General features: G+C 66.2%; 10 protein-coding genes. 2 read left to right on the top strand and 8 right to left on the bottom strand.

Going from position 1 to position 14,061, the window contains the following annotated elements; translation table 11 throughout:
• Positions 1–48: 48 nt before the first annotated feature.
• The 5 genes from QT386_RS03660 to gltX all read right to left on the bottom strand — a co-directional run bounded on the left by QT386_RS03660 (position 49) and on the right by gltX (position 7,473).
• Positions 49–2,424: a TonB-dependent siderophore receptor gene (locus QT386_RS03660; RefSeq protein ID WP_289272383.1), complete on the bottom strand. Its 2,376-nt coding sequence runs from the start codon at positions 2,422–2,424 to the stop codon at positions 49–51.
• Positions 2,425–2,812: 388 nt separating this feature from the next.
• Entirely contained in the window at positions 2,813–3,076 is a 264-nt protein-coding gene (locus QT386_RS03665; RefSeq protein ID WP_289272384.1) for a hypothetical protein, read from the bottom strand.
• Positions 3,077–3,235: 159 nt separating this feature from the next.
• The gene (locus QT386_RS03670) at positions 3,236–4,018 is read right to left on the bottom strand and encodes a M23 family metallopeptidase (RefSeq protein WP_289272385.1); all 783 of its coding nucleotides are present in this window, start codon (positions 4,016–4,018) and stop codon (positions 3,236–3,238) included.
• Between the two features lie 104 nt (positions 4,019–4,122).
• Positions 4,123–6,027, bottom strand: coding sequence for a threonine--tRNA ligase (gene thrS / locus QT386_RS03675; protein ID WP_289272386.1), 1,905 nt, complete (start codon positions 6,025–6,027; stop codon positions 4,123–4,125).
• A 27-nt stretch (positions 6,028–6,054) separates the two neighbouring features.
• The gene (gene gltX, locus QT386_RS03680) at positions 6,055–7,473 is read right to left on the bottom strand and encodes a glutamate--tRNA ligase (protein ID WP_367401386.1); all 1,419 of its coding nucleotides are present in this window, start codon (positions 7,471–7,473) and stop codon (positions 6,055–6,057) included.
• Positions 7,474–7,552: 79 nt separating this feature from the next.
• Between gltX and QT386_RS03685 the strand changes: the two genes are divergently transcribed.
• Both QT386_RS03685 and hisI read left to right on the top strand, forming a co-directional pair.
• On the top strand, positions 7,553–8,395 hold the full coding sequence (locus QT386_RS03685; RefSeq protein ID WP_289272388.1) for a 6-carboxytetrahydropterin synthase: 843 nt from the start codon (positions 7,553–7,555) through the stop codon (positions 8,393–8,395).
• An 836-nt stretch (positions 8,396–9,231) separates the two neighbouring features.
• Positions 9,232–9,711: a phosphoribosyl-AMP cyclohydrolase gene (gene hisI / locus QT386_RS03690; RefSeq protein ID WP_289272389.1), complete on the top strand. Its 480-nt coding sequence runs from the start codon at positions 9,232–9,234 to the stop codon at positions 9,709–9,711.
• Positions 9,712–9,775: 64 nt separating this feature from the next.
• On the opposite strand, the gene QT386_RS03695 is transcribed toward hisI, so the two are convergent.
• The 3 genes from QT386_RS03695 to QT386_RS03705 are packed head-to-tail and all read right to left on the bottom strand — an operon-like array spanning position 9,776 to position 13,946.
• Complete coding sequence (locus QT386_RS03695) at positions 9,776–12,061, bottom strand: DNA internalization-related competence protein ComEC/Rec2 (RefSeq protein WP_289272390.1); 2,286 nt, start codon at positions 12,059–12,061, stop codon at positions 9,776–9,778.
• Positions 12,016–12,699, bottom strand: coding sequence for a lipoprotein-releasing ABC transporter ATP-binding protein LolD (lolD, locus tag QT386_RS03700; RefSeq protein WP_367401387.1), 684 nt, complete (start codon positions 12,697–12,699; stop codon positions 12,016–12,018). The genes QT386_RS03695 and lolD overlap by 46 nt, the downstream gene beginning before the upstream one ends.
• Complete coding sequence (locus tag QT386_RS03705; protein WP_289272392.1) at positions 12,699–13,946, bottom strand: lipoprotein-releasing ABC transporter permease subunit; 1,248 nt, start codon at positions 13,944–13,946, stop codon at positions 12,699–12,701. Before QT386_RS03705 ends, lolD begins: the two co-directional genes overlap by 1 nt.
• Positions 13,947–14,061: the final 115 nt, after the last annotated feature.

The raw sequence follows: 14,061 nt of genomic DNA on the forward strand, positions 1-14,061 counted from the left end.
AAAACCCCACCCAATATAACGGGTGGGGTTTTTGCTGCGTTACTACGATCAGAACTCGTAGTTTGCCGTCAGCACGGCTTGGCGGCCCTCGCCCGGAGTGGCCCAACCGGTACCACGCACGCGGGTGTAGTACTCCTCGTCCGTGAGGTTGTTGAGGTTCAGGCGCAGGTTGAACTCACGGCTCGCCTGCCAACCCAGCGAGGCCTTGTATACCCAGTAGCCGTCGACCCGGACATTGTTCGGCGCGGTGGCCGAGTTGTTCGGCAGCACACTGCCCTGGTACTGCGCGCCGTAGCCCACTTCCAGGCGCAGCGGCAGCTTGTAGGTGGTCCACAGGTTGAAGCCGTTCTTGGGCGTATTGGGCAGGTCCTGGCCCTTCTGCGTGTCGACCACCGGGGTGGTCGCATTCTTGGCGACGCTGCGCTTGATCTCGCTGTCGAGGTAGGCGTAGCTACCGAAGACCGACCACTTGCTCGTGATCAGGCCCGTGGCGCCGAGCTCGAAGCCCTTGACGCGGCTTTCGCCGTCGAGCTGCTGCTCCGGAACGGTCACGTCAGCCGAGGCCACGCGAAAGTTGGTGCGCTCGATGCGGAAGATCGCGCTGGTGAGCTGTAGCTTGGCGTCGAACAGGTCCCACTTGGCGCCGATCTCGTAGCTGCGGGCCTCTTCCGGATCGACGTTGCAGTTGGCGTTGTTCTGGGGCGGCGTCGGAGGAGGCGTGGTGACCACCGTGCAGCTGCCGTTGACCGAGGCCTTGGACGGGGTTTCCGAGTTGCCGTAGTTGACGTAGATGCTCGCCGTCTCGACCGGCTTGAACACCACGCCGGCGCGGTAGGAGAACAGGGTGTCCTCATTCTCGGCGGGCGCGCCCTTGGCGGTGACGCTGCCAAGGTTGCTGTTGTCCGGGGTCGGGTTGGTTCCCGTCGGCGCCGTGTAGGTCTTTACCGTATACGCCGTGGAGCTGCCCTCGTTGCGCTCCACGCGCAGGCCGCCGGTCACGGCCCACTGCTTGGTCAGGTCCAGCGTATCGGAGATATAGATGGCCGCGTTCTTCTGCTCACCCTCGCTCTTGCTGGTGCGGAAGTAGTTGGCCGGGCCGGTGTAGACGTGGTCGGGGTTGTAGATGTCCATCACCGGCAGCGTCGCCGGGCTTCCATCGGTCTTGCGCAGCGTGTTGCCCCCTTCCAGCTCGAAGGTCTCGCGCGTCAACTGCACGCCAGTCACCAGGGCATTGGTCATGCCGCCCAGCGTGGTACGCCAGGTCAGGTCGGTCTGGTTGGATACGATCTCGTTGACGGTATCGCGTACGTTGCCGCGCGGGCCGGACGGCGTGTAGCCCGCCGCGGCGCAAGTCGCCGTGCCACCCAGAACGGTTTGGCCGGCCGCGAGACAAACGTTGCCCTGCGGCGGATCGACGATGAGGAACTGGGTAGTGCGGCCCACGCGCGACAGGTTGCGCAGGCTCAGCGCGTCGTTGAACTTGTGATCCAGGATACCGGTGACCGCGGTGTTCCTGATTTCCTGGGTGTCGAGGTTGCTGTAGCCGTAGTAGTTGCTGCTGTCCACGCCCGGCACCGGGCGGTTGTTGCGGAACAGCACGCCGTACTGCGGGATGTTGTCGTCTTCCTGATGGAACAGTGCCAGCGAGAACTGCGTGCTGCCGCCGAGGCCGAAAGCCACCGAAGGAGCGATACCCCAGCGGTCGAATTTCTCGACGTCGCGGCCCGGCACATCGTTTTCGTGCTTCATCGCATTCAGTCGCAGCGCGATGCCATCGGACACCGGCTGGTTCACATCCACGGTGGCACGGTAGTAGTTGTCAGTGCCCAGGCCAGCGCTGACGCGGGCGAACTGATCCGCCTTGGGCGTCTTGCTGACGAGGTTGATCGTGCCGCCGACGGCTCCGGCGCCGGAGTTGGCGGAGTTGGCGCCCTTGACCACCTCGACGGACTCGAGGTTGAAGGGATCGGAGCGGGTGTACTGGCCGCTATCCCGGATGCCGTCGGTAGTGACGTCGTTGCTGCCGGCGTAGCCGCGGATGCTGATGCTGTCGCCATAGCCACCGCCTCCCTCGCCCGCGCCGAAGGTGATGCCCGGAACGTTGCCGAGGATGTCACGCAGCGTCAGGACGTTCTGATCCTCGATGACCTTCTTGGAGATGACAGTGATGTTCTGCGGCGTGTCCAGCAGAGGCTTGACGTACTTGGGCGACTGCAGGGTTTCGACCTTGTACTCATTGACCTGGCGGTCCTGAACCTTCACGGCCGGCAACTGCACCTTGTCGGATTCGGCTGCGACGGGCGCCGTGGTCTCGGCCACGGCCGGAGCGGTCTCGGCGGCCGGGGCCGCTACGGGTGCGTCTTCGGCCATGGCGAGGGACGGAACGGCGAACATCGCGGTCAGCGCAGCCGCGACAGGCGTCATACGGAATTTCATCTGCAACACTCCCAGGAGGACTCTCGATGTATGGGCGGCACCCCTTTTCCCGGTGGTTTTCGCCATCCACCGCCCCATGTAAGCGCAGCCGGCATAAATCCCGATTCCGCGATCGAATCCATTCTACATGAGAATCATTTGTATTCAAACTAGCGATCCTGTCTTCTGCCTTGTCTCCTGCATCCTGCATGGCCCCGCCGGCCTCCGGAAAGGGGAAAAGGCCGCCGGATTTCTCCGGCAGCCTCCCCATGAATCAACGAATTGGCGCGTCCCGAGCCGCCTTGGAACCGCATCGTCGCCCCGAGCCAGTAGCTGCGCGCACGATCCTTGACGTTGAAGTCGCACATGCAGAGCTCGTAGGCGTCCTGCGCGGCATTCAGCGTGCAGCGCTGCGGGACAGGAATTCCTTGTCCAGCAGGTTGTTGATGCGGCCGTTGAAGGTCAGGGTGTCGCTGGCCTTGAACGAGCCTCCCAGATGGAAGAACTGGTGGTCCTTGCAGAAGCGGTCCTCGGTGCCCACCACGGCGCCGCCCGGGCCCAGGATGTTGATGGTGTCGCGGTAACGGTCCGCCCTCGCCTCCGCGGTCGGGAAGAGATTGGTGCGGGTCGTGGCCTTCCAATCCAGCGTCATGTTGAGCATGTGCCTGGCCGGCGTGGTGTCGGGGATCGGCTTACCCTTGCTAGCGCCGCTCTTCTGCTCCGACTCGGTCAGCGTGTAGTCGAGCCACGATATTAAAAATAATATGAATGATTATCATTAATAATTGATGATACGACCCGCGAGACCCACACGCCCCCGCTAGCGTCGCTGCGCAGGCATCGGAGGCAGCAGCGTCTGCGGGTCCACGCGCGAGCGGAACCAGCCGATACCCCAGTGCAGATGCGGCCCGGTGGCTCGGCCGGTCTTGCCGGACAGCGCCACGACCTCGCCCTGCCGCACCGGCTCGCCTACCCCGATCTTGAGCGCCGACAGGTGCACCATGATCGAATGCACCCCGTGGCCATGGTCGATCATCAGCGTGCCACCGGTGAAATAGAGATCAGGCTCCGCCAGGCTGACGATGCCATCGGCGGGAGCCCTGATCGGCGTGCCCACCGGCACGGCCACATCCACGCCGTAGTGCGGTTGCTTGGGAATGCCGTTGAGGATGCGCTGGTTGCCGAAGACACCGGAAATGCGCCCAGTGGCGGCCCAGGCGAAGCCCTGGCGCCAGCCCTGTCCTGTTGTATCACGGTCACGGGCGGCATTGAGCAGGGCCTGCTCGCGCTCGATGCGGGCCGTCACGGCCGTTGGCGGTTCCACCTTGTCCTGTGGCAGGCCGTCGATGCGCTGGATGTTCCAGGGCCGCGGCGCCACGGCGTAGCGACGGGCCTGCGGGGTGGTGTCGCCCCTGCCCTGCCAACGCAACTCGACCTCGACCTCGACCGGCTCGTCACGATCCAGGCCAAAGACGAAGTTCCCCTGCGGGGAAACCCGCAGGGCGCGATCCTTGAACCAGACCTGCGTGCCGGGCTCCACCTGGCCGGTCACCAGGCTGCCCTGCTGCCAGGAGCCTTTGAGGTCCAAGGCGGCGGCGGGCATGGCCTGCATCGCCGCCAGCAACAGCAAGGCAGCCCGCAAATGAGCGCAAATGAACGCGAATGAATACACGCGGTTACTTGCGTTCATTCGTGGACTGAGGTTTTTCAGGAGGCTTTCAGGCGTGCAATCGCATCCGCCAGCGACAGGGTTTCCTGCTTCTCCTCGCCACGGAAGCGCAGGGTCACGGTGCGCTCCTCCGCTTCCTTGCGGCCGACGACGACGATCACCGGGATTTTCTGCGTGGCATGCTCGCGGATCTTGTAGTTGATCTTCTCGTTGCGCAGATCGGTCTGCGCGCGCAGACCGGCATCCTTCAGCGCCTCACAGACCTCGCTGGCGTAGCCATCGGCGTCCGAGACGATCGGCGCCACCACGGCCTGCACCGGCGACAGCCACAGCGGCAGCGCGCCGGCGTGGTGCTCGATCAGGATGCCGATGAAACGCTCCATGGAACCGACGATGGCGCGGTGGAGCATGATCGGGCGGCGGCGCTGCGAGCTCTCGTCGATGTACGAGGCATCCAGGCGCTCTGGCATCATTGGATCGTACTGGATGGTGCCGACCTGCCAGGAGCGGCCGATCGAATCCTTCAGGTGGTACTCGATCTTGGGACCGTAGAAGGCACCCTCGCCCGGCAGTTCGGTCCATTCCACCCCGGCGGTACGCAGCGCGGCGCGCAGGGCGTCCTCGGCGCGGTCCCAGGCCTCTTCCGTGCCCAGGCGCTTCTCGGGGCGCAGCGCCAGCTTCACGGCCAGATCGGTGAAACCGAAGTCTGCGTAAACTCCCATCGCCTGCTTGTGGAAGGCGGAAACCTCGGACTCCACTTGCTCTTCGGTGCAGAAGATGTGGCCATCGTCCTGGGTGAAGGCGCGCACGCGCATGATGCCGTGCAGCGCGCCGGAGGGCTCGTTGCGGTGGCAGCCCCCGAACTCGGCGTAGCGGATCGGCAGGTCGCGGTAGGAATGCAGGCCGGCGTTGTAGATCTGCACGTGGCCCGGGCAGTTCATCGGCTTGATCGCGTAGCTGCGCTTCTCGCTCTCGGTGAAGAACATGTTGTCCTGGTAGTTGTCCCAGTGACCGGACTTCTTCCAGAGGCTAACGTCCAGAATCTGCGGGCCGCGCACTTCCTGGTAGCCGGCCTTGCGGTAAACACCGCGCACGTACTGCTCCACGGCCTGCCAGATGGCCCAGCCCTTGGGGTGCCAGAACACCATGCCCGGCGCCTCTTCCTGCTGGTGGAAGAGATCCAGTTGGCGGGCCAGCTTGCGGTGATCGCGCTTCTCGGCCTCTTCGACCTGCTTGAGATAGGCCTTCAGCTCATCCTCGGTGGCGAAGGCCACGCCGTAGATGCGCTGCAACTGCGCGTTGTTGGCATCGCCGCGCCAGTAGACGCCGCCGACGCGGATCAGCTTGAAGGCGTTGCCGAGCTTGCCAGTGGACGGCAGATGCGGGCCCAGGCACATGTCCAGCCACTTGTCACCCTGGCGGTAGATGGTCAGCTCTTCGTCGGCCGCGATGCCCTCGCGGATCCACTCGGCCTTGAAGGTTTCGCCCGCTGCCTCGAAGTGCTTCACCGCCGCGTCGTGGTCCCAGACCTCGCGGGTGATCGGCAGGTCACGCTTCACGATCTCGCGCATCTTCGCCTCGATCTGCTCGAGGTCGGTCTCGCTGAAAGCCTGCTCGCGGGCGAAGTCGTAGTAGAAGCCGACCTCGGTGGCGGGGCCGAAGGTGATCTGGGTGCCGGGGAACAGCTCCTGCACCGCCTGCGCCAGCACGTGCGCCGCGTCGTGGCGGATGACCTCGAGGGCCTCCGGCTTGTCGCGAGTGATGATGCTGATGCTGGCGTCGCGGTCGATGGGACGGGTCAGGTCCCAGAGCTCGCCGTTGACGGTGACCAGCGCGGCCTTCTTGGCCAGGCCCGGGGAAATGCCCTGCGCGATCGCGAGACCGCTGACGGGCGCATCGAACGACTTTTTATTGCCGTCCGGAAAGGTGATTTCGATTGCCATGTTTGCTTCTGCCGAAAATGGGGTGACTCAGGACTTGTTCTGGACGTACGCGACGGCGGCCTTGAGCCGCGCGAGCGTTCGATCGCGTCCCAGCAGGAACAGGGTCTGGTCGATCGGCGGCGAGATCGCCATGCCGACCACGGCGACGCGGATCGGCTGGGCCACCTTGCCCAGGCCCAGGCCACGGCCTGCCGCGAAACCATTCACCGCAACGTGCAGCGCCGGGGCGCTCCACTCCGGCAGCGCCTCCAGCGCCGCAGCCAGTTCGTCCAACAGAACGGCACCCTCGGCGGTAAGATGCTTGGCGGCGTCCTTCTCGTTGTAGCCGTCCAGGTCGGCGTAGAAGAACCTGGACTTCTCCGCCATCTCCACCAGGGTGCGGCAACGCTCGCGCTGCTGCTCGATCACCGGCTCCAGCGCCGGGCCGTTAGCCGGGTCCACGCCGATACGGCGCAGGTGCCAGTCGAACTCGGTGGCGACGACGGCCGGATCGGTGATCTTCAGGTACTGGTGATTGACCCAGTAGGCCTTTTCCATGTCGAAGCGCGCCGGCGAGGCGGAGACGTGATCGAAGTCGAACTTCTCGATCATCTCCTGGCGGGTGAACAGCTCCTGGTCGCCATGGCTCCAGCCCAGGCGCACGAGGTAGTTCAGCAGCGCCTCGGGCATGAAGCCCATGGCGCGGTACTCGGTGACCGACAGCGCGCCATGGCGCTTGGACAGCTTGGCGCCGTCGGCGCCCAGGATCATCGAGACGTGCGCGTACTCCGGCGGCGTGGTGCCGAGGGCCTTCAGGATGTTGATCTGGCGCGGGGTGTTGTTGACGTGATCGTCGCCGCGGATGACGTGGGTGATGCCCATGTCCCAGTCGTCCACCACCACGCAGAAGTTGTAGGTGGGCACGCCGTCGGCGCGGGCAATGATGAGATCGTCGAGTTCCTTGTTGTCGAACACGATCTCGCCCTTGATCAGGTCCTTCAGCACGACCTGTCCGTCCAGTGGATTGCGGAAGCGCACCACCGGCCGCACGCCCTCCGGCGGGGCCGGCAGGACCTTGCCCTCCTCCGGGCGCCAGCGGCCGTCATAACGCGGCTTTTCCTTGCGCGCCATCTGCTCGGCGCGCATCTGGTCCAGTTCTTCCTTGCTGGCGTAGCAGTGGTAGGCGGTGCCGGCGGCCAGCATCTGCTTCACCACCTCCGCATAGCGGTCGAAGCGCTGGGTCTGGTAGATCTCGGCGAAGTCGGACTTCAGCCCCAGCCAAGCCATGCCCTCGAAGATCGCGTCCACCGCTTCCTGCGTCGAACGCTCGCGGTCGGTGTCCTCGATACGCAGCAGGAACTTGCCGCCGAAGCGCTTGGCGTACAGGTAGGAGAACAGCGCGGTGCGGGCGCCGCCGATATGGAGGTAGCCGGTGGGGCTGGGAGCGAAGCGGGTGACGGCCATGATGAGGGCTTTTGCAGTGATTCTTCGGGCGAAATCAGGATTTTAGCAGGAAGAACCGCCAGCGACCGATTACAATACGGAGATGATCCGCCTGTTCGTAGAGCAACTGACCGTCCTGGACTGCGCCTTCCTGGACCCCCAGCGCGGCCTGGTGGGCGAAAGCTGGATCGTGGACGTGGAACTGGCCGGGGACCTGGATCAGCAGTCCATGGTGCTGGACTTCGGCGAGGTCAAGAAGCGCCTGAAGAAGTTGCTGGACGGGATCGGTGACCACCAGCTACTGGTGCCGCACCGCCACGCCGGTCTCAAGCTGCAGCACAACAGCCAGGGCAGCGAGCTCCATTTCAGCGGCCCGACGGACGGTCCCATCGAGCACCGGTCCCCCGCGGATGCCATCTGCGTGGTGGATGCACCCACCATCACCACGGAAAGCCTGACCGCCCACCTGCAGCCCCTGGTGGCCCAGCAGGTGCCCACCAACGTCGCGGAGGTCCGCCTGCACTTGCGGCATGAGGTGGTGGACGGGGCCTACTACCACTACGCCCACGGCCTGAAGAAGCACATCGGCCACTGCCAGCGCATCGCGCACGGCCACCGCTCGCGCATCGAGATCCGCCTGGACGGCCGACGCGAGGCGGCGCTGGAGCAGGCCTGGGCCAGCCGCTGGAAGGATATCTACCTGGGCACCCAGGAAGACGTGGTGCTGGACAGCGCCGAGCGCGTGCGTTTCGAGTACACCTCGGTGGACGGCGACTTTGCCCTGGAGCTGCCGGCGCAGCGCTGCGAGCTGCTGGACGGCGACACCACGGTGGAAAAGCTGGCGCGCTACATCGCCCGTACCGTCCACGCCGAGCACCCCGGCCGCCAAGTGGAAGTACGCGCCTACGAAGGCGTGATGAAGGGCGCCATCGCCCGCGCCGGATAAGTGGTTTCCACGTCGACCGCCCGTCGGCCCGGTCTGGCAAAACGCAGGATCGCCCCCATTCATTCCGGATTAATGCCCGCCGAGCGAAAGTAGCGGCGTCCACTACCGGAAACGACCATGCGCCTGTTCCCTGCCGTCCTTGTCCTGCCGAGCCTGATGCTCGCGGGCTGCGTCGCCACGGGTCCGTACTACCCGCAGGAGGTCGGCCGCGTCTACGGCTACGACACCTACTCCTACGACCCCTATCCGTCCTACTACTATGGTCCGGACGTCTACTACTACTCCTACCGACCGGGGCCCGACTACTACTATCGCCCCGGCCATGGCTACTACCGTCCACCTGTGCGCCACGGTCACGACGACCGTGATTACCACGGCCCTCGACCAGACCGGCCGGACCGCGACCGGGGCAATTCCTGGGGCAGCGTGGTCCAGGATGCGACCCGGCCGCCCAACCGCCCGGACCCTCGACCGGATCCACGCCCCAGGGACGATCGCCCGCGCGGCGGCCTCTGGGGCGCAAACTCCGGCGGCCATGGCACCCCGCCCCGCCCACCCCAGGCGCAGCAGCCCGTCCAGCCCTCGCCGCCAGCCTCGCAGGATCGCCCCCGCCGGGGCGGCTGGGCAGGTCAAGCCTTGGGCAGCGCCATTGGCCCGGCCCGCCCGCCCGACGCCACCCGCCCACCTCGCGTCGAACGGCAGCCGCTGCCCACCCCTGAACGAGGCGGAGGTGAGGGACGCCGCCGAGGCTGGGGCAGTATTGCCAACTGAAACAGGCAAACCCCGGCTCAGGCGCCTATAATGCCGCCCGCTTTTTGGGCTTTACCGGAACCAACATGTCCTTTTCCGATATTCAGTTCTTCCCCCGTGTCACGATCGAACAGGTCGAGGAAGGCAATGAGCTCGCGCCGAAGTTCGACGAGCATGGCCTGATCCCCTGTGTCACCACCGCCTCCCACAATGGTGAGGTGCTGATGCTGGGCTACATGAACGCCGAAGCGCTCAAGAAGACGATCCTGACCGGCGAAGCGCACTACTGGTCGCGCTCACGCAAGGTGATCTGGCACAAGGGCGCTACCAGCGGCCTGACCCAGAAGGTCGTGTCCCTGCGCATCGACGACGACCAGGACGCCATCTGGCTCAGCGTCAACGTCATCGGCGACGCCAGCTGCCACGTGGGCTACCGCTCCTGCTTCTATCGCTCGGTGCCGACCGGCGAGGGCCCGGACGTGCGCGTGCTGAACTACGAGGAGAAGGAAAAGACCTTCGACCCCAAGGCCGTGTACGGCGACGCGCCGAACCCAACCATCCTCTGAGCTGGTTCTCAATGAAAATCCCCGCCTTGCGCGGGGATTTTCATTTGCGGCCCGGGCAGAGGACTCAGGGCTCGGCCGGAGCGTTCCACCAGCGCCCGGCCTGATGCCGCCAGCGCTCCGGCAGGACACCGGCTCCGGCCGGCAGGCTCAGCCGCAGCATGCCTTCTACGCCGGTGACGGACTGCCTGGCGCCGATTGCCTCGTAGCGCGCCACGACTTCGGGCCGCGGATGGCCGAAGGAACTGCGCCAGGCAGCCGCATGGATCACCTGCCCGGGCTGCACGGCCGTGACGAATTCCGGCGAGGACGACGTGCGGCTGCCATGGTGTGGCGACAGCAGCAGGTCCGCCCGCAGGCGGCCGCCGTGGCGCTGAAGCAGGGCCTGCTCGGCGGAACGCTCGATGTCACCGGTCAGCAGGGCCACCTGCCTGCCCGCCTCGATGCGCAGCACGCAGGAGCGGTTGTTGTCCGAGCCGCCGCCCTCAGCCTGAGGGTGCAGCACCTCGAAGGCCACACCGTCCCAGTTCCAGCTCAGGCCCTCGGCACAGGGCGCATGGCCGGGTGTGCCGTAATGCTCGCCCAACGGCAGTCTCCGCAGCACAGCTGCCACGCCGCCGGCGTGGTCGTTGTCATCATGGGACAGCAGCAGGCGGTCCAGGCGATGGATGCCCCGGCTCAGCAGGTAGGGCACTACCACCGAATCGCCGGCATCGAAGCCTTCCTCGAAGGCCGGGCCGGCGTCGTAGAGCAGGCTGTGGTTCGCGGTACGCACCACCACCGCCAGCCCCTGCCCCACGTCCAGCACCGACAACTCCACGCTGCCTGCGCGCGGAGCCAGCGACGGAGGAAGCGCCAGTGGCAGGAAGCACAGCAGCGCCAGCGGCCGCAGCGGCAAACCCCGGGGCGCGAACAGCAGCACAGCGCCCAGCAGTGCCAGCAGCAGCGCCGGCCAGGAAGGGCTCCAGGCGACCCAGGCTTGCGGCCATTGCGCCGCCGACTCCAGGCCCAGGCGCAGCCACTGCAGGGCATCGGCACTCCAGCCCAGCAGGGGCACCCCTGCCGCTGGCCATAGCGCAGCCAGCAGCATGGTCACCAGCAGCAGCGGCGTCAGCAGGGCAAACGCCGGCACCGCCAGCAGGTTCACCAGCGGCGCAGGCCAGGAAAGCCCATGAAAGAAATACAGCGTCAGCGGCATCAGCACCACGGTCAGCATCAGCTGCAGCAGGACCAGCGCCCGCAGCCAGTGCGACTGTGCCAGCCGCCCACCGCCAACATAGAAGATCGCCGCCACAGCACCAAAGGACAGCCACAGGCCGGGACTGGTGATCGCCAGGGGATCGGCCAGCAGCACCGCCAGCCAGGCCAGTGCCAATACGCGTGAGGGCTGGCCCAGGCGATTGGCGAAGCCGGCGACGATCACGAACAGCGCCATCAGCGTCGCCCGCGCCACCGGCGCCTCGAAACCCGCCACGGCGCCGTAGGCGATGGCGAACAGCCCCGACACCACCCAACCCGCCTTCTGTGCCGGCACGGATAGCAGCAGGGGCGGCCACAGCGTCCACAGCCAGCGCCCCAGGAAGAAACCCAGCGTGGCGACGATGGCGATGTTGAAGCCGGAAATGGCAACCAGATGGCTGGTGCCGGTGAGCCGGAAGGTCTCCCAGTCGGCATCGCGCAGGCCGGACTGGTCACCCAGCGTCAGTGCCGCCACCATCGGTGCAGCCGGATGGCCCGGCAACCAGGACTCGATGGCATCGCGCAGCCGCTGGCGCAGCGCCAGCAGGCCGGAACCCTCGCCACAGCGCTCGGCCTGCCGCACCGTGGCGGTGCCGCCGATGCCCTCGCGCAGCAACCAGGCCTCGTAGTCGAAGCCTCCCGGATTCATTGAGCCATGCGGGCTGCGCAGCTTCAGTTCCAGGCGCCAGCATTCACCGGCACGTACGACCTGCTGCGTGCGGTACCAGCTGACGCGCAGGTGCCGTGGCACATCGTCCGAGGCGTCGGGGGTGAAGCGGAAGCGCCAGACCTTCTGCTCCGGTGCCCGCGGATCACGCCCTTGCTCAGGCAAGGAGGAGACGCGCCCCTGCAGCGTCAGAATTTCGCCGTGTCTTGCAGCCGGCCAACGCTGGTCCAGTTCGCGCTGGCCCTGCCAGAGGGTGACGCCCAGCCCCAATGCCAGGAACAGGAAATGCCAGCGGTAGCGCCAGCGCGGCAGGGCCGCCAGCAGTGGCGGCGCCAGGAGATACCAGGGCGGCAGCTCACGCCAGGCGTGCAGGCTCAGCACGCCCAGCGTGAAGCAGAGGGTCAGGACGCGGAGGTCGGCACCAGCCGGCCGCTGTCCAGGGTCCATATGCGATCCATGCGTGCGGCCAGGCGCAGGTCGTGGGTGACCACGACCAGGCTGGTGCCGAGCTCCTGGTTCAGCTCCAGCATCAGCTCGAAGACACGCTCGGCGGTCTTGGTGTCGAGGTTGCCGGTGGGTTCGTCGGCCAGCACGCAGGCCGGCCGCGTGACCAGCGCGCGCGCCACCGCGGCGCGCTGGCGCTCGCCACCGGACAGCTCGCCCGGCTTGTGCTGCAGGCGATCGCCCAGGCCCACGCGCTTTAGCAGGTCGCCGGCCTGGTCGTAGGCCTCCCGCTCGTTGGTGCGGCGGATCAGCAGCGGCATCGCCACGTTCTCCAGCGCCGTGAACTCCGGCAGCAGGTGGTGGAACTGGTAGACGAAGCCCAGCGACTGGTTGCGCAGGCGCCCACGCGCGGCATCGCTCAGCGCCGACATGCGCTCGCCGCCGACCCAGACCTCGCCGGTGCTGGGCTCATCCAGCCCGCCCAGGCAGTGCAGCAGGGTGGACTTGCCAGTACCGCTGGCACCCACGATGGCGACGCGCTCGCCGCGCGCGACCTCGAAGTCGATGCCGGACCACACGTCGAGCCGCAGGCGTCCGTCGTCGAAGGTCTTGGAGAGATTGGTGGCCTTGAGGATCGACATCATTCGTACCTCAGGGCTTCGGCCGGCTGCACGCGCGAGGCGCGCCAGGCCGGGTAGATCGTGGACAACAGGCCTAGGGTCAGCGACAGGATACTGATCTTGGTCACGTCGCTCCATTTGAGCTCGGACGGCAGGTCGCTGATGTAGTAGACGTCTGGCGCCAGTACCGGGCCGCCCATCAGCATCTCCAGCAGCGGCACAATCCGCTCCACGTTCAGGGCCAGCGCAATGCCGCCGACCACGCCCAGCAGGGTGCCGACCACGCCGATGATCGAGCCCTGCACCATGAAGATGGCCATGATCGAACGCGGGCTGGCGCCCAGGGTGCGCAGGATAGCGATGTCGGCCTGCTTGTCCTGCACCACCATCACCAGCGTCGAGACGATGTTGAAGGCGGCCACGCCGACGATCAGCGACAGGATGATGAACATCACCATCTTCTCGGTCTTCACGGCGCGGAAGAAGTTGGCGTGGCTGCGCGTCCAGTCGGACACGAAGTAGATGCCTGCCATGTCCTGCGCCAGCTCGTGCGCCACCCGCGGTGCCTCGAACAGGTCGTGAAGCTTCAGGCGCACGCCGGTGACATTGTCGCCCATGCGCAGCAGGGTCTGGGCGTCCTGCAAGTTGATCAGCACCATGCCGCGGTCGTACTCGTACATGCCGACCTTGAACACGCCGGCCACGGTGAAACGGCGGAAGCGCGGCAACACGCCGGCCGGCGTGACGCTGGCCTGCGGGATCATCAGGTCCACCTTGTCGCCGGGCCCCACGCCCATGGCCTGGGCGATCTCGTAGCCCAGCACGATCTTGTACTCGCCGGGCTTGAGGTCGGTGAGCTTGCCGGCCTTCATGTGCTGGGCGACCTCGTTGACGCGGGATTCGCGCTCCGGATCGATGCCGCGCAGCAGGGTGCCGGACAGTTCACCACCGACGCGGATCATGCCCTCGCCCTCGATATAAGGCGCCACGGCGACGATCTCCTTGTGGGTCTCGGCCTTCTTCGCCGCCTCCTGCCAGCCCGACAGCCCGCCCTCGAACGCCGAGATGGTGGCGTGGGATGCCATGCCGAGGATGCGGGTCCGCAGCTCGCGCTCGAATCCGTTCATCACCGACAGCACCGTGATCAGCGCCATGGCGCCCACGGCGATGCCGGCCATGGAGGCGGCGGAAATGAAGGAAATGAAATGGTTACGCCGCTTGGCCCGCGTATAGCGCAGCCCCGCGTAAAGCTCGAATGGATTTCGCATTTCTGGGTCTTTTTGCCCGTGTATTACAGCATGATCGCCGTTTGCCTGGCTTTGGGCAGACCACGCCGCCGCCCGAGCGTTCCCGGAACAGCGCAATCGTGCATTTGCCTGTTGC

The organism is Solimonas sp. SE-A11 (assembly GCF_030345715.1).
Taxonomy (GTDB): Bacteria; Pseudomonadota; Gammaproteobacteria; order Nevskiales; family Nevskiaceae; genus Solimonas_A.

Excerpts from the sequence above, each read along its gene's own strand:
- QT386_RS03660 (WP_289272383.1), bottom strand. The coding sequence starts at position 2,424 with ATGACGCCTGTCGCGGCTGCGCTGACCGCGATGTTCGCCGTTCCGTCC.
- QT386_RS03665 (WP_289272384.1), bottom strand. The coding sequence starts at position 3,076 with ATGCTCAACATGACGCTGGATTGGAAGGCCACGACCCGCACCAATCTC.
- QT386_RS03670 (WP_289272385.1), bottom strand. The coding sequence starts at position 4,018 with ATGCCCGCCGCCGCCTTGGACCTCAAAGGCTCCTGGCAGCAGGGCAGC.
- thrS (WP_289272386.1), bottom strand. The coding sequence starts at position 6,027 with ATGGCAATCGAAATCACCTTTCCGGACGGCAATAAAAAGTCGTTCGAT.
- QT386_RS03685 (WP_289272388.1), top strand. The coding sequence starts at position 7,553 with ATGATCCGCCTGTTCGTAGAGCAACTGACCGTCCTGGACTGCGCCTTC.
- hisI (WP_289272389.1), top strand. The coding sequence starts at position 9,232 with ATGTCCTTTTCCGATATTCAGTTCTTCCCCCGTGTCACGATCGAACAG.
- QT386_RS03695 (WP_289272390.1), bottom strand. The coding sequence starts at position 12,061 with ATGGACCCTGGACAGCGGCCGGCTGGTGCCGACCTCCGCGTCCTGACC.
- lolD (WP_367401387.1), bottom strand. The coding sequence starts at position 12,699 with ATGTCGATCCTCAAGGCCACCAATCTCTCCAAGACCTTCGACGACGGA.
- QT386_RS03705 (WP_289272392.1), bottom strand. The coding sequence starts at position 13,946 with ATGCGAAATCCATTCGAGCTTTACGCGGGGCTGCGCTATACGCGGGCC.